General features: G+C 74.7%; 11 protein-coding genes. 4 read left to right on the plus strand and 7 right to left on the minus strand.

Features of this window, described 5'->3' with window-relative positions:
• Positions 1 to 14: 14 nt before the first annotated feature.
• From D1J60_RS36705 to D1J60_RS36730, 6 genes are all read right to left on the minus strand, one after another.
• A complete protein-coding gene (locus tag D1J60_RS36705) occupies positions 15 to 215 on the minus strand; it encodes a DUF5302 domain-containing protein (RefSeq protein ID WP_125824834.1) in 201 nt (66 codons plus the stop codon).
• A 104-nt stretch (positions 216 to 319) separates the two neighbouring features.
• A complete protein-coding gene (locus D1J60_RS36710; RefSeq protein ID WP_125824835.1) occupies positions 320 to 1,939 on the minus strand; it encodes an AMP-binding protein in 1,620 nt (539 codons plus the stop codon).
• Positions 1,940 to 2,123: 184 nt separating this feature from the next.
• Positions 2,124 to 3,962: a condensation domain-containing protein gene (locus D1J60_RS36715; protein ID WP_125824836.1), complete on the minus strand. Its 1,839-nt coding sequence runs from the start codon at positions 3,960 to 3,962 to the stop codon at positions 2,124 to 2,126.
• Entirely contained in the window at positions 3,959 to 4,927 is a 969-nt protein-coding gene (locus tag D1J60_RS36720; RefSeq protein WP_164721137.1) for an aromatase/cyclase, read from the minus strand. The genes D1J60_RS36715 and D1J60_RS36720 overlap by 4 nt, the downstream gene beginning before the upstream one ends.
• A 122-nt stretch (positions 4,928 to 5,049) precedes the next feature.
• The gene (locus tag D1J60_RS36725) at positions 5,050 to 6,660 is read right to left on the minus strand and encodes a class I adenylate-forming enzyme family protein (protein WP_241253728.1); all 1,611 of its coding nucleotides are present in this window, start codon (positions 6,658 to 6,660) and stop codon (positions 5,050 to 5,052) included.
• A 161-nt stretch (positions 6,661 to 6,821) separates the two neighbouring features.
• On the minus strand, positions 6,822 to 7,979 hold the full coding sequence (locus tag D1J60_RS36730; RefSeq protein WP_125824837.1) for a DegT/DnrJ/EryC1/StrS family aminotransferase: 1,158 nt from the start codon (positions 7,977 to 7,979) through the stop codon (positions 6,822 to 6,824).
• Positions 7,980 to 8,244: 265 nt separating this feature from the next.
• Between D1J60_RS36730 and D1J60_RS36735 the strand changes: the two genes are divergently transcribed.
• Genes D1J60_RS36735 through D1J60_RS36750 form a run of 4 tightly spaced genes read left to right on the plus strand, consistent with a single transcriptional unit; the run spans position 8,245 to position 11,880 of the window.
• Positions 8,245 to 9,324: a hydrolase gene (locus D1J60_RS36735; protein WP_241253729.1), complete on the plus strand. Its 1,080-nt coding sequence runs from the start codon at positions 8,245 to 8,247 to the stop codon at positions 9,322 to 9,324.
• Between the two features lie 58 nt (positions 9,325 to 9,382).
• Positions 9,383 to 9,853, plus strand: coding sequence for a nuclear transport factor 2 family protein (locus D1J60_RS36740; RefSeq protein WP_125602834.1), 471 nt, complete (start codon positions 9,383 to 9,385; stop codon positions 9,851 to 9,853).
• A gap of 18 nt (positions 9,854 to 9,871) precedes the next feature.
• Positions 9,872 to 10,939, plus strand: a complete 1,068-nt coding sequence (locus tag D1J60_RS36745; RefSeq protein WP_125824838.1) for an LLM class flavin-dependent oxidoreductase — start codon at positions 9,872 to 9,874, stop codon at positions 10,937 to 10,939.
• Positions 10,936 to 11,880 (plus strand): 3-hydroxyacyl-CoA dehydrogenase NAD-binding domain-containing protein, encoded by a 945-nt coding sequence (locus D1J60_RS36750; RefSeq protein WP_164721138.1) that lies wholly within the window; start codon positions 10,936 to 10,938, stop codon positions 11,878 to 11,880. The genes D1J60_RS36745 and D1J60_RS36750 overlap by 4 nt, the downstream gene beginning before the upstream one ends.
• A gap of 91 nt (positions 11,881 to 11,971) precedes the next feature.
• Here the strand turns inward: D1J60_RS36750 and D1J60_RS36755 are convergent, their stop codons facing one another.
• Positions 11,972 to 12,805, minus strand: a complete 834-nt coding sequence (locus D1J60_RS36755) for an AfsR/SARP family transcriptional regulator (RefSeq protein WP_125824839.1) — start codon at positions 12,803 to 12,805, stop codon at positions 11,972 to 11,974.
• Positions 12,806 to 12,835 lie beyond the last annotated feature (30 nt).

The following is a 12,835-nucleotide window of genomic DNA, read 5'->3' on the forward strand; positions in this document are numbered from 1 at the left end:
CGTTCGGGTGCGGTTCAGCCGGCCTTGCGGCGGAAGGTCCGGCCCTGGCCGCTGGGGCCGCTGCCGCCCTTGAGCTTCAGGCCGCCCGCGTTGTGCGCCTGCTGGGAGCGGGCGGCACTGGCCTTGCGCTCCAGGGCCTCGCGGAACCTGGCCTTGTCGTCGGGCTCGGCGGCCGCGACGGGCTCGGCGGCTTCGTTCTGCGGCGTATCGGACATGGGGTACCTCCTGTTTGTTCCGGAGCGGAGTCATTGTGTCAGCCGGGCGGCACCCCGGCGACGCTGTTTTCGATCACCGGGGGTCCCGTGGTGTGCCGGGGTGCTCAGGCGGCCGCTTCGGCGGCGGCGCGGGTGCGGACGGTGCGGCGCAGCTCGCCGCGTACGGGTTTGCCGACGGGGGTGCGCGGGACGGCGTCGATGGCCTCGACGCGGCGGATGCGTTCGAAGGGCGCCAGGCGGGTGTTGGCGCGGGCGGCGATCTCCTCCAGGACGGCGGCCCCGGCAGCCTCGTGGTCGCGCAGGACGACGCCGGCCCAGGTGACCGATCCGTGCACGGCGTCGGGCCAGCCGACGACCGCGCACTCGGCGACCCGCGGGTCGGCGACGAGGACCCGCTCGACCGCGCTGGGCGAGACGAGTTCGCCGTCGTGCAGGAACACGTCCCCGAGCCGGTCGACGAGGAACAGGTCCCCGTCGGGGCCGATCCGGCCGACGTCCCCGGTGGAGAACCAGCCGTCCGCGTCGACGGGCGGTCCGCTCTCGCCCAGGTAGCCGGCCATCAGCTGGGGGCCGCGCACCTGCACCTCGCCGGTGTCGCCCGGGCCCAGCGGCACCCCGGTCTCCGGGTGCACGACGCGGCATTCGGTGCCGGGCACGGGCGGGCCGACCGAGCCCGGCACCGGCCGGTCCGGCCTCTGCGAGTGGGTGAGCGGGGAGAACTCGGCCAGGCCGTAGCCCTGGATGACGGGTACGCCGAGCCGTTCGCCCAGGATCCGGGCGGCGTCCGGGGTGAGGGCGCTGCCGCCGCACAGCACGGCGCGCAGCCGGGGGCCGGCCGGGACGCCCGGGAGGGCGTCGGGGCCGTGCAGCCGGTCGTCGGCGGCGAGCCGGTGCAGGCGGGCGGGCAGCTCGTAGTGGTGGGTGGCGCCGGTGGCGCAGGCGAGCGCGAGCGCGGCCAGCGGATCCGGGTCGGGGCACAGCACCTGGCAGGCGCCCGCGTGGACGGCCGAGTTGAGGTGCATCGGCGGGTAGAGGGGGAGGTGGTTGAGGACGACGGAGCCGGCGTCGAGCTGGTGCGCGACGGCGGTCTGCGCGGCGTTGGCGACGAGGCTGCGGTGGGTCAGGCGCACCCCCTTGGAGCGGCCGGTGGTGCCGGTCGTGAACTGTACGCAGACCTCCGCGCCGGGGTCGAAGGCGGCGGGCTCGCCGGGTGCCGCCCGCCGGGTGGCGGCGGCGACGGCGTCCAGGACGAGGTCCACCGGGACGGTGTCCCCGGGGACGGGCTCGTCTCCGGCACCGGTGACCAGGACGAGGGACAGGCAGGGGGGCCGGCCCTCGGCGTCGGCGAGCAGTTCGGCGGTGGCGCGGGGGACGAAGGCGAGTTCCACCGCGGCCGAGGCGAGCACCTTCACGAGGCGGGTCGGCGAGACGAGCGGGTTCAGCAGGACGACGGTGTTGCCGCTGCGGACGGTGCCGTAGTAGGCGGCGGGGAAGTCGGCGTCGAGGGTGTTGGCGACCCCGACGCGGGCTCCGCGCCGGCCGACCGAGCACTCCAGGAAGGCGGCGATCCGGTCGGCCCGGGCGTCGAGTTCGCCGAAGGTCAGCGTCCGTTCGCCCACGCGGAGCGCGGGGGCGTCGGGGGCGCGTTCGGCGGCTCGGCGCAGGAGTCCGTCGAGCGGAAGGTGCGGCAGGTGCGGCGGTTCCGGTTGGGCGAGGGCCGGCACGGCTCTGCTCCCCTCTGCGCTGGGCGCTCCCGGTGACAGGGCCCTACCACGTTCGGCGGCGGCGGTTGAAGACCCCTGCAGGAACGCTCGAGCCGCACTGGCGGCGGTGTCCGGCAGCGCCCTGCCGCGGCTGCCGCGTTGAGCCGCTCCCGGCACCGCGACGCCCTCCGGCCGGGCGGCGGAGCTACGTCGCGGACGCCCTCGGGGAGAGCCCCGCCAGGGCCTTCGCGAGCGCCCGGTCGGAGCCGGCGACCACCACCGGCGGGGCACTCCAGCCGTGCGCGGCCACCCGGCGGGCCACCTCGTCGGCGAGGGCCCGCGCGCCCGGGTACCCGCCCACGGCGACGGGTTCCCCGGCGGCCAGGGCGGGAGCCAGCGCGGCCAGGACGGCCGCCGGGTCCGGGACGGTGGTCAGCAGGGCGCACGCGCCCCGGTGACGTTCCGCGAGGCGTTCGTAACAGTCCCCGGGGACGCCCGGGGGCGGAACCAGGCACACCAGCCCGGCCCCGGACGCGGTGGCCGGGCGCAGCGTCCGGGGCGTCGGCACGGGGTCCGGGGCGGCCCGGGGTGACGGCGTCCCGTGCAGCGGCGCGAGCGCCTCGGCGACGGTGGTGTCGGGCCCGGCCTCGAGCGGCAGCCGCCGCAGCAGCAGGGCGGTCTGCCAGAGCAGTTCGGCGGCGTCCCCGTCCGTGATCCGCGTCCGGTCGTGCACGGCGGTCAGCGTGAGGCCGCCGTCGTGGTCGTGGCGGGCCGTGACGGCGACCGGCATCCCGGTGAGGGCCCCGACGGTCTCGGCGGTCTCGACGGGATCGGCCCCCGCGGGCTCCGTCGGCCCCGCGGGCTCCGGGCCGGCCCACGGCGAGGGCCGGGCGGTCTCCGGCGTCGGCCCCGCGGGCCGCCGGCCGGCCGTCGGCGGGAGGAACGCCAGCACCGACTCCGTGCGCGGGGTGCCGGGAACCCAGCCGCGGATCTGCCCCGGCGAGACCCACTCGTACGCCGCGAGGTCGACGGCCCGCCCGGCCAGTTCACCGAGCAGCACCGCCACCGTCGCTCCGGGATGGACGTCCACCGCCACCGGGAGCGCGTTCCCGAGGGGTCCCGGCAGCTGGCCGGCCCCTTCCAGCGGGATGCCCCGCCCGGTGACGGCCGCGGAGAACGCCACGGGCACCGCGCCCGGTGTCCCCTCCGCGCCGGCGCGGTAGAGCAGCAGCGCCCAGGCGGCCTGGAGCGCGGTGCTCTCGGCCGCGCCGAGCAGCGCGGCCCAGGCCCGCAGCCGGCCGGCCTCCACCGGGGTGAGGCGCTGGCGGGTGCGGCCGTGCCCCTGCTGGTGGGTGGGCCCCCGGTCCAGGGCGGGTAGGGTCACGCTCCCGGGGGGCGGGGCGGCCCAGGTCCAGAACGCGCGGGCCGGGGCGGGGTCCCGGGCGTCCACCCAGCGGAGGTGGTCGCGGAGGTCGGGCCGGCGTTCGCCGCCCCGGGGCGGTCCTTCGGCGGCGTAGGCGCGGTGGAAGGCACGCAGCAGCCGGCGGGCGCCCACGGGGTCCAGCAGCGCGCGGTGGTAGGTGAGCAGCACCCGCGTGCCGCCGTCCGCCCCGTCGAGCAGGGCGATCCGCAGCGGGCCGGGCCGCGTCAGGTCGAACTCGCGCATCCGCTCGGCGGCGAGCAGCGCCTCCCAGGCCTCGGGGCCGGTGCCGCCGGAGTGGTGGTGGGTGATCAGCGGGGCGGCGTACGGGTGTACGGCGATCCGCGGCGTCGCTCCGGACCCCGGTGCGGGTTCGACGAGCGCGGTGCGCAGTACGGCCTCCTGGCCGGTGACGGTCTGCCAGGCGCGGGCGAAGCGCTCGGCTTCGAGCCGGCCGTGCCAGCACCAGTGCAGCTGCTCGGTGTACATGCCCGGGCCGGGGTGCGCGAGACCGTCGAGGAGGACGTCGACCTGGACGGGGGCCGCGGGGTGGGTCCACGGCCGGGCGGTGGCGGTGGCCCTCGCGGCGGACGGCGGCGGGCGGTCGCCGGGGGCCGCGTTCACCGCTGCGGGATCAGTTGGTGGACCGCCGTCTCCGCGTGCCGCCGGGCGAGGTGCAGGACGCGGGTGCTCGCGGCGCCCAGGGCGCGGCGTACGTGGTCGCGGGCCTCGACGAGGTCCGCGCCGGGGCCGAGCACGGGCTCGATGTCCTCCTCGCGGAGCAGCACCTGGTGGGTGGCGACGGCGGTGGTGCCGGTCTCGTCGGGGTTGACGGCCCATTCACCGGTGTGGGCGGCGAGCAGCCGGGGAGTGCGGGTCTGCTTGAAGACGATCCGGCCGGCGTGCGGGAAGCAGACCCGTACCGATTCGCTGGTCTCGGTGACGCCGTCGGCGCCCCGGGTGTCCATGCCGAGCAGCTGGACGCCCTGCCGGTCCTCCGCCACGTCGGCCCGGAGGATCTCGGGCAGGTGGACGGGCCAGTCGCCGGCCCGGTAGAGGAAGTCGTAGACGAGCTCGGACGGGCCGTGGACGCGTACCGACTCCTCGACGGTGAGCAGGAGGCCGTCGAGCTTCGCCCAGAGTTCGGCCGTCTCCTTCAGCCGGTGCAGGTTGTCCCGGCTGTTGGCGTCGGTGGCCCGGGTGAGCCACTCCACGCCGGCCGGATCGTCGTCACGGGCCGTGAAGCGGTGCAGGAGCGTCAGCCGGGAGCGGTCGGCGCCCAGTTCCTCGACGGCCCATCGGCCTCCCAGGGAGGTCGCCGGGGGCGTCGGGACCTCCTGGTGGAAGTCGATGGTCCGCCGCACGGGGTCCAGGGAGCGCCGGGAGATCCAGGAGGTGACCGTTCCGTTGGCGGTCGCCCACATGCCGAAGCGTTCGCGGGTCCCGTCGAAGTCCAGCCGTTCGACGTGGACGCTGGGCGGGACGAACAGCGGCCACCGGGTGGTGTCCGCGATCAGCGCGTAGACCACGCCCGCGGGGGCGGCCACGTCCACCGAGTACGACGTGTGCTGCACACGCTCACCTGACATCGGATCACACCTCTCTCAACCTCGCTCTCGACCATCGCGGGCTTCGGCGGAGGTCCGCTCGAAGGGTCCTGGATCCCGGCCTCATCCGCCGTCCACGGCCCCTCGTGAGGGCGACGCCCGGCTCAGGCGGCCGCCTCGGCCGCCGCGCGGCGGCGCAGCGCGCGGCGGAGCGAGCGGCGCTCGGGCTTCCCGGCGGGGGTGCGCGGAACGGCTTCCAGGACCTCGACCCGCCGGATCTGCTCGTGCGGCCCGAGCTGGGCGTTCGCGGCCTCGACGACCGAGTCGAGCACGTCGAGGACCCCGGGGGCGGTCGGGTCCGCGAGGACGACGCCGAGCCAGACGAGGGCCCCGTGGACGGCGTCGGGCCAGCCGACGACCACGCAGTCCTCGATCCGGGGGTCGGCGGCGAGGACGGCTTCGACGGCGGTGGGCGAGACGAGTTGGCTGTCGTACGAGAAGACGTCGTCGAGGCGGTCGACGACGTGCAGTCCCCCGTCGGGGCCGATCCGGCCGATGTCCCCGGTGGAGAACCAGCCGTCCGCGTCGACGGGCGGTCCGCTCTCGCCGAGGTAGCCGGCCATCAGCTGGGGGCCGCGCACCTGCACCTGGCCGGTCTCGCCGGGGGCGCACGGGACGCCGGTCCTCGGGTGTGCGACGCGGCATTCGGTGCCGGGGACGGGCGCGCCGACGGTGCCGGTGCCGGAACGGCCGTCGGGCCGCTGGGAGTGGGTGAGGGGGGAGAGTTCGACCATTCCGTAGCCCTGGAGCACGGGTACGCCGAGCCGTTCGGCCAGCAGCCGGGCGTCGGCAGGGGCGAGGGCGCTGCCGCCGGAGAGGACGACGGTGAGGCGTTCGGGGCGGCCCGGGAGGGGGTGCGGCAGGCCGTCGCCGCGGGGGCCTTCGGCGAAGCGGATGTCGGCGGCGAGCTGGTGCAGGCGGGCGGGGAGCGTGTAGAGGTGGGTGGCTCCGGTGCGGTCGGCCAGGGCGAGGGCCGCGGCGGGGCGCGGGGAGGGGCACAGCACCTGGCAGGCGCCCGCGTAGACGGCCGAGTTGAGGTGCATCGGGTAGTGGACCGGCAGGTTGTTCAGGGTCACCGAGCCGGCGTCGAGGTGGTGGGCGGCGGCGGTCTGCGCGGCGTTGGCGACGAGGTTGCGGTGGGTCAGCCGGACGCCCTTGGGGCGGCCCGTGGTGCCGGTGGTGAACTGGACGCAGGCTTCCGTGTCCGGGTCGAAGGGGACGGCGCGGCGGGGCTCGGGGCGGGGTGCGCGGTCCAGGGCGACGCACAGCGGGACGGCGTCGGCGGGCACGATCCCGTCGGGTGCGTCGGTGACGACGACCGCGCGGAGCAGGGGCAGCCGGTCGGCGGTCTTGACGAGCAGTTCCGCGGTGGCGGTGGGGACGAAGGCGATCTCGACGCGGGCGTCCTCGCACATGTGGCGCAGCCCGGCGGCCCGCACCAGCGGGTTGAGGAGGACGGCGGTGTTGCCGCTGCGCAGGATGCCGTACCAGGCGGCGGCGAACTCCTCGTCGAGGGTGTTGGCGATGCCGACGCGGGCTCCGCGCCTGCCGAGGGCGTGCTCCAGGTAGGCGGCGTAGCGGTCGGCGCGGGCGTCGAGTTCGGCGTAGGTGCGCATGCCGTGGGCGGTGCGGACGGCGCAGGCCTCGGGGTCGCGCAGCGCGGCCCGGCGCAGCAGCCCGTCGAGCGGCAGTTCCGGGTATCTGAAGATCGGCACGGCGCGTCCTCCTGATCAGGGCTGATCCCGCCCTACCACGGTCCCCGGACCCGGTCGAGCGGGGTTCGAAGGAAGCTCGATCAGCCTGCTGCCCGCCCGGCGCGGCGGTCCTCGCGCCGGCCCGGGGCGGGGGCGCGCCGGAGCGGGGGCGGTGTCCGGGCTCAGGCCGCGGTTTGCGCGAGCCGTGTGCGGACCGCCTCGCGCAGGGCGCCGATGACCGTGGCGACCTCGCCGTCGCTGAGCCCGCAGTGCAGGGGGAGGCGTACCGTGCGCTCCACCGCCCAGTCGCAGGCGGGCAGGCCCGCGCCCGGGGTCCCTTCGTCCGTTCCGTCGCCGGACCGGACCCGGTGCAGGGGGGCGTAGTGCGGGGTGGTGTAGATCTCCTCGGCGAGCAGGTCGGCGACGACGCCGTCGCGTATGGCGGGGTCCAGCTGCACCCAGTAGAGGCAGTTGGTGGACTCGTGGCCCTCGGGCAGCGGCGGCGGCGTCAGCAGGCCCTCGGTTCCAGCCAGTTCGCGGTCGTAGCGCTCGGCGATCTCCCGGCGCCGCTCCACCATCTCGGGGAGCCTGCGCAGCTGTACGGAGCCGATGGCCGCGGTCAGGTCGTTGCCGACGATCCCGCGGCCGTACTCGGGCAGGTCCGGCTCGCCCGGCACGGCGCCGTGGCCGAAGCTGCTGGCGCGCACCAGGCCGCGCCTGGCGAGCTGCCGCGTCCGGGCGGCCCGGTCGGGGTCCTTCGCGTAGACCATGCCGCCGTCTCCGGTGACCAGTACCCGGCCGGGGTCGAAGCTCCACACGGCGAGGTCGCCGAAGGTGCCGGCGGGGGTGTCCGCGACGCGGGACGCGACGGAGCAGGCTCCGTCCTCGATCAGCACGATGCCGAGTTCCCGGCATCGTGCGGCGATCCGGACGACGTCGCCGACCCGGCCGCCGTAGTGGAGCAGGAGCACCGCTCGCGTGCGGTCGGTGAGGGTGGCCTCGATGTCCTCGAGGGAGGGGTTGAGGGTGCGGCGGTCGACGTCGCTGAAGACGGGGCGGCCGCCGCGTCCGGCCACCGCCTCGGCGGTGGCCGGCAGGCCGAAGGAGGAGAGGACCACCTCGTCGCCCTCCTGGAGGTCGAGGGTCTCGACGGCCAGGTGCAGGGCGGAGGTGCCGGAGCTGGTGAAGACGACGTGATCGGGTCCGACGCCCAGGTGCTCGGCGAAGGCCGTCTCGAAGGCCCTGGTCCGGCGCCCGCTGCCGAGCCGACGGTCGTGGAACACGCCGGCGACCGCGTCGAGTTCCTCCGCTCCGACCTGGGGCTGAAAGAGATTGATCATGGTCGCCTTTCACGTGCCGCTGTCCGTCCGAGCATGTGAACGGCCCCTCGACCCCCGATGGAGGGCCGGTGGTCCCCGTACGCGGCGAGGCGCCCCGGGCCTCGCCGGAGCTGGTCGAGCGGCCTTCCAGCGGGCCTGGATCAACCGGGACCAGGGTGGTCACATTGGCACCCGCATGGCGCGCCGCCACGAAACAGCGAGGAAAGTGGTATTGATGCCGAGCTTTCCGACATCAGGCACGGACCTGCATGTCAGGACACAGGAGTTGGCCTCCGTCGCGAGCCGGTACGCGGAGCGGGCCGATGCCGATCGGATGCTGTCGCCGGCCGTCACCGACGGGATCGTCGACGCGGGGTTCGCCCGGCACTTCGTGCCCGCCCGCCTCGGCGGTACGGAGGGTACGGCCGCCGGGCTGCTCGGGGCCGTCTCCACGCTCGCGCAGGGCTGCACCTCGGCCGCCTGGAGCGCCTCGGTCATAGCCGGCGCGGGCCGGATGGGTGCCTACCTTCCCGAGGAGGGTCAGGACGAGCTGTGGGCCAAGGGGGCGAACACCGTCGTGGTGGGCGCGCTGATGCCGCGCGGGAGCGCCACGGCGGTCAGCGGCGGCTGGCGGGTGACCGGTGAGTGGGCCTACACGAGTGCGGTCGGGTTCTCCGACTGGGCCCTGGTCTGCGCACTGGTGCCGCAGGACGGAGCGCGGGTGCCGTGGTTCTTCGCGCTGCCGCGCCGCGACTACGACGTGGCCGACACCTGGACCTCGCTCGGCATGCGCGGCACCGCCAGCAACACCCTGATCGCCGACAACGTCTTCGTGCCGGCCCACCTCGGCTTCACCCGCCAGGACATGATCGAGGGCCGGAGCGTCGGTTCCCGGGCCCGGTGCCACACCGCCCCGCTGCGGCTGCTGAGCGGTCTGCTCTTCGGCGCGCCCGCGCTGGGCGCCGCACGGGCCGCGCTGCGGGTGTGGGCCGATGACGCCCGGACGGGAGCGGAGGAGGAGGAGCTCTCGCTGCGCACCGCCCTGGCCCGCGCCACGATCGCCGTCGACGGCGCCGCGCTGCTGCTCGAGCGCGCCGCCGGCGTCGCCGACGCCCCGGCCGCCGGCCCGCTCGAGCTGACGCGCAACCCGGCGGACTGCGCGTACGCGGTGGAGCGGCTGGTGGACGTCGTCGAGGGGCTGCTGCGCGCGAGCGGCAGTTCCGGGCAGCTCGCCGGCCATCCGCTCCAGCGGATCTGGCGGGACGTGCACAGCCTCGCGAGCCATGTGGCGCTCCGGTTCGACCCCGCGGCGGGCGCCTACGGATCACAGCTCCTGCAACCCGGTCCCGGGTCCGGCACACCGTGACAGCACAGGACGTCGTAACACAGCCGGCTCGCCGGCTCCTTCACGAAAGGCAGATCGTATGAGCGACTCGACCCCCGGCACCGCGCGGACCGCGGCGGACGCCTTCGTCTCCGCCGAGCTCTACTCGCAGGTGCAGCAGTTCTACGCCCGCCAGATGGGCCTCCTGGACGGCGGCGACCCCGACGGGTGGGCGCAGACGTTCACGGAGGACGCCGTCTTCCAGGAGGCGAGCCGGCTGGACGAGCCGCTGCGCGGGCGGACGGCGATCCGGGACTCCTCGCGGGCCCGCAAGAAGCGCCTCGAGGCCGACAAGATCGACTTCCGGCACTGGCTCGGGATGCTCGACGTGCGCCCCGAGCCGGACGGTTCGCTGCGGGCCCGCAGCTACGCGCTGGCGATGCGCACCCAGCGTGGCGGCGCACTCGACATCTTCGCCAGCGTGGTCTGCAACGACCACCTGGTGCTCGTGGACGGGACCTGGCAGGTCGCCGAGCGGGACCTCCACCACGACGGCTCCGGCCGCGACTGACGAGGCTGAGGAGCTTCAGTGAAATTCGGGATCGTCTTCTTCCCCACCGTCGGCCCCGCCGACAAGCCCGCCCAGCAGTACTTCGACGAGGCCCTGCGCCTGGTCGACCTGGCGGAGGAACTGGGCTTTGACCACGTGAAGATGGTCGAGCACTACTTCTTCGCCTACGGCGGCTACAGCCCCGACCCGGTGACCTTCCTCGCGGCGGCCGCCGGCCGCACCAAGCGGGTGCGGCTGGGCACCAGCGCCACCATTCCCGCCTTCCAGCACCCGGTGAAGCTGGCGGGCAAGCTGGCCATGCTGGACAACATCTCCAACGGCCGGGTCGACGCCGCGTTCGGGCGTGCCTTCCTGCCCGACGAGTTCAAGGCCTTCGGCATCTCCATCGACGAGTCGAAGGACCGTTTCGTCGAGGGCGTCCAGGCGATCAAGCGCCTGTGGAGCGAGGAGGACGTGGTCTTCGACGGCCGGTTCCACCAGTTCGGCCCGGTCACGCTGCTGCCCCGGCCCGTGCAGGCCCCGCACCCGCCGGTGTTCGTGACCACCGCCCGCAGCGCGGAGTCCTGCGCCGAGGCGGGCCGCGACGGGCACAACCTGCAGACGGTGCCGAACGTCATGTCCACCGAGGAGCTCCAGAACCGGCTGGCGATCTACCGCGCCGAGTGGGCCGCGTCCGGGCGCACGCCGGGTACGGAGCAGATCCACTTCAGCTACCCGTGCGTCGTCTCCGAGGACGGCGAGGAGGCCCGGGTCAAGGGCCGCCTCGACGACGACCGGAACTCGGCCGCGATCCGGGACGCCGTCGCCTCCTGGGGCACCACCCGCTCCGAGGCCTACCCTGGCTACGAGAAGCTGGTGGAGGCCACCAAGAACTCCCACTTCGAGAGCAAGATGGAGCAGCAGAAGCTGCTCATCGGCGCTCCCGACCAGGTGCGCGCGCAGCTCGAGCAGATCTCCGAGTGGTTCGGTGACGACATCACCATCAGCCTCGGCGTGCACTCGGGCCACCTGTCCTTCGAGGACGCCGCCACCACGATGCGCCTGATGGCGGAGCAGGTCATCCCGAAGCTGGGGGCCGGCGCGTGAGCGCGGAGCGGGAGCGCGTCGTCACGGTGATCGGCGCGGGCACGATCGGGCTGGGCTGGATCGCGCTGTTCCTGGGCCACGGGCTGCACGTGCGGGTCAACAGCCGGCGCGAGGACGCGCCGCGCATCGTGGCCGAGGGACTGGAGCTGTTCGCGCCGTACCTGCCCGAGGGCACCGCGGACCCGGCGGGCTTCGCGGAGCGGCTCAGCTTCGAGCCCGACCTGGAGCGGGCGGTGGCGGACGCCGACGTCATCGTCGAGAACGCGCCGGAGAACCTGGAGCTCAAGCAGGAGCTGTACGAGCGGATCGGCAAGGCGGCCCCGTCCGGGGCGCTGCTGCTGTCGTCGACCTCCACCCTGAACCCGGACGACATGGGCGCCAGGATGGCCGACTCCAGCCGGCTGGTCGTGGGACACCCCTTCAACCCGCCGCACGTGGTGCCGCTGGTGGAGGTCGTGGCCGGCGAGCGGACCTCCGCGCAGGCCGTGGAGGAGGCCGTCGCCTTCTTCACGTCGGTCAGCCGCAAGCCGGTCGTCCTGCACAAGCCGATCATGGCGTTCGCCGCGAACCGCCTCCAGTCCGCCCTGCTGCGCGAGTCGGTGCACCTGGTGCGCGAGGGCGTGGTCACGCTGGAGGAGCTCGACCAGGTGGTCACCACCTCCATCGGGCTGCGCTGGGCCACCGTGGGCCCGTTCCTGGCCTTCCACCTCGGCGGGGGCCACGGCGGCCTGCGCAAGTGGCTGGGCACCCTCGGCTCCAACCTGGAGCGCGGCTGGGAGGGCCTCGGGCGTCCCCCGATGGACGACGAGACCATCCGCTCGCTCATCGAGCAGGCGGAGGCGGCCTACGGCTCGAAGACGTACGAGGAGCACGTACGCGAGCGGGACGCCAAGCAGACGGCGATCCTGCGCTCCCTCGCCGCGGTTTCCGGCGAGGAGTGAGCGCGGCGCGCTGAGGGGCGCGGGGCGCACACGGGAGTCCCGGTACGGACCAGGTCCGTACCGGGACTCCGTCGTATGTGCTCCGCGCCCCTCAGGCGCCGGAGCCGGCCGGCGTCCGCACCGGGCGGGAGGCGCCGTCCCGGTCCCGGACCCCGGCCACGGGCTGGTGTCCGACGGGGCTCAGGAGCCGGGCCTGGAGCTGCTTGAGTTCGAGCGAGGGCTCGAGCCCGAGTTCGTCCGCGAGCAGGCGCCGCAGGTTCTGGTACGCCTGGAGGGCTTCGGCACGCCGGCCCGCGGCGCCCAGGGCGCCGATGAGCTGGCTGTGGAACCACTCGTTGAGCGGATAGTCGTTGATGAGCCTGCGCAGCTCGGGGATCGACTCCCGGTGCCAGCCGAGCTGTTCCTCGCAGGCGATGCGGATCTCGAACGCCCGGATGCGCAGTTCCTCGAGGTGGACCACGTGACCGGCCAGCATGTCGCCCGCCGGGAAATTGGACAGGGCGGGCCCCCGCCACAGTTCCAGGGCCTCCCGCACGGTGTGCAGGGCCGTGAGCGCGTCGCCCGCGCTCAACTCGGCGCGCGCCCTCGTGACGAGGCGCTCGAATATCCGGATGTCGATCTCGGAGTCCTCGACGAGGATCGAGTAACCGGGCGGGTTGGTGACGATGAGGGGCCGGCCCTCGGGTGTCAGTCCCTCGTTCGCGAACATGCGGCGGGCGTGGTAGACGTACGTCTGCAAGGTGGTGACGGCGCTGCGCGGCGGCTTCTCGCCCCACAGTTCCTGGATGAGCGCGTCGGCCGTGACGATCTCGTTGGGCCGCGTGAGCAGCAGGGCGAGCGTCTGGCAGACCTTCGGCGTTCCGGGACGGAGCGTCCTGCCGTCGTCCGTGACGATCTCGAAGGGTCCAATGAGATTGAAGCGCATGGATGATAACTCCTCGTCAGCAAGACAGCG

The organism is Streptomyces sp. W1SF4 (genome assembly GCF_003950035.1).
Classification (GTDB): Bacteria; Actinomycetota; Actinomycetes; order Streptomycetales; family Streptomycetaceae; genus Streptomyces; species Streptomyces racemochromogenes.

Coding starts and splice junctions, on each gene's coding strand:
- D1J60_RS36705 (WP_125824834.1), bottom strand. CDS start 215: ATGTCCGATACGCCGCAGAACGAAGCCGCCGAGCCCGTCGCGGCCGCC.
- D1J60_RS36720 (WP_164721137.1), bottom strand. CDS start 4,927: ATGTCAGGTGAGCGTGTGCAGCACACGTCGTACTCGGTGGACGTGGCC.
- D1J60_RS36730 (WP_125824837.1), bottom strand. CDS start 7,979: ATGATCAATCTCTTTCAGCCCCAGGTCGGAGCGGAGGAACTCGACGCG.
- D1J60_RS36740 (WP_125602834.1), top strand. CDS start 9,383: ATGAGCGACTCGACCCCCGGCACCGCGCGGACCGCGGCGGACGCCTTC.
- D1J60_RS36755 (WP_125824839.1), bottom strand. CDS start 12,805: ATGCGCTTCAATCTCATTGGACCCTTCGAGATCGTCACGGACGACGGC.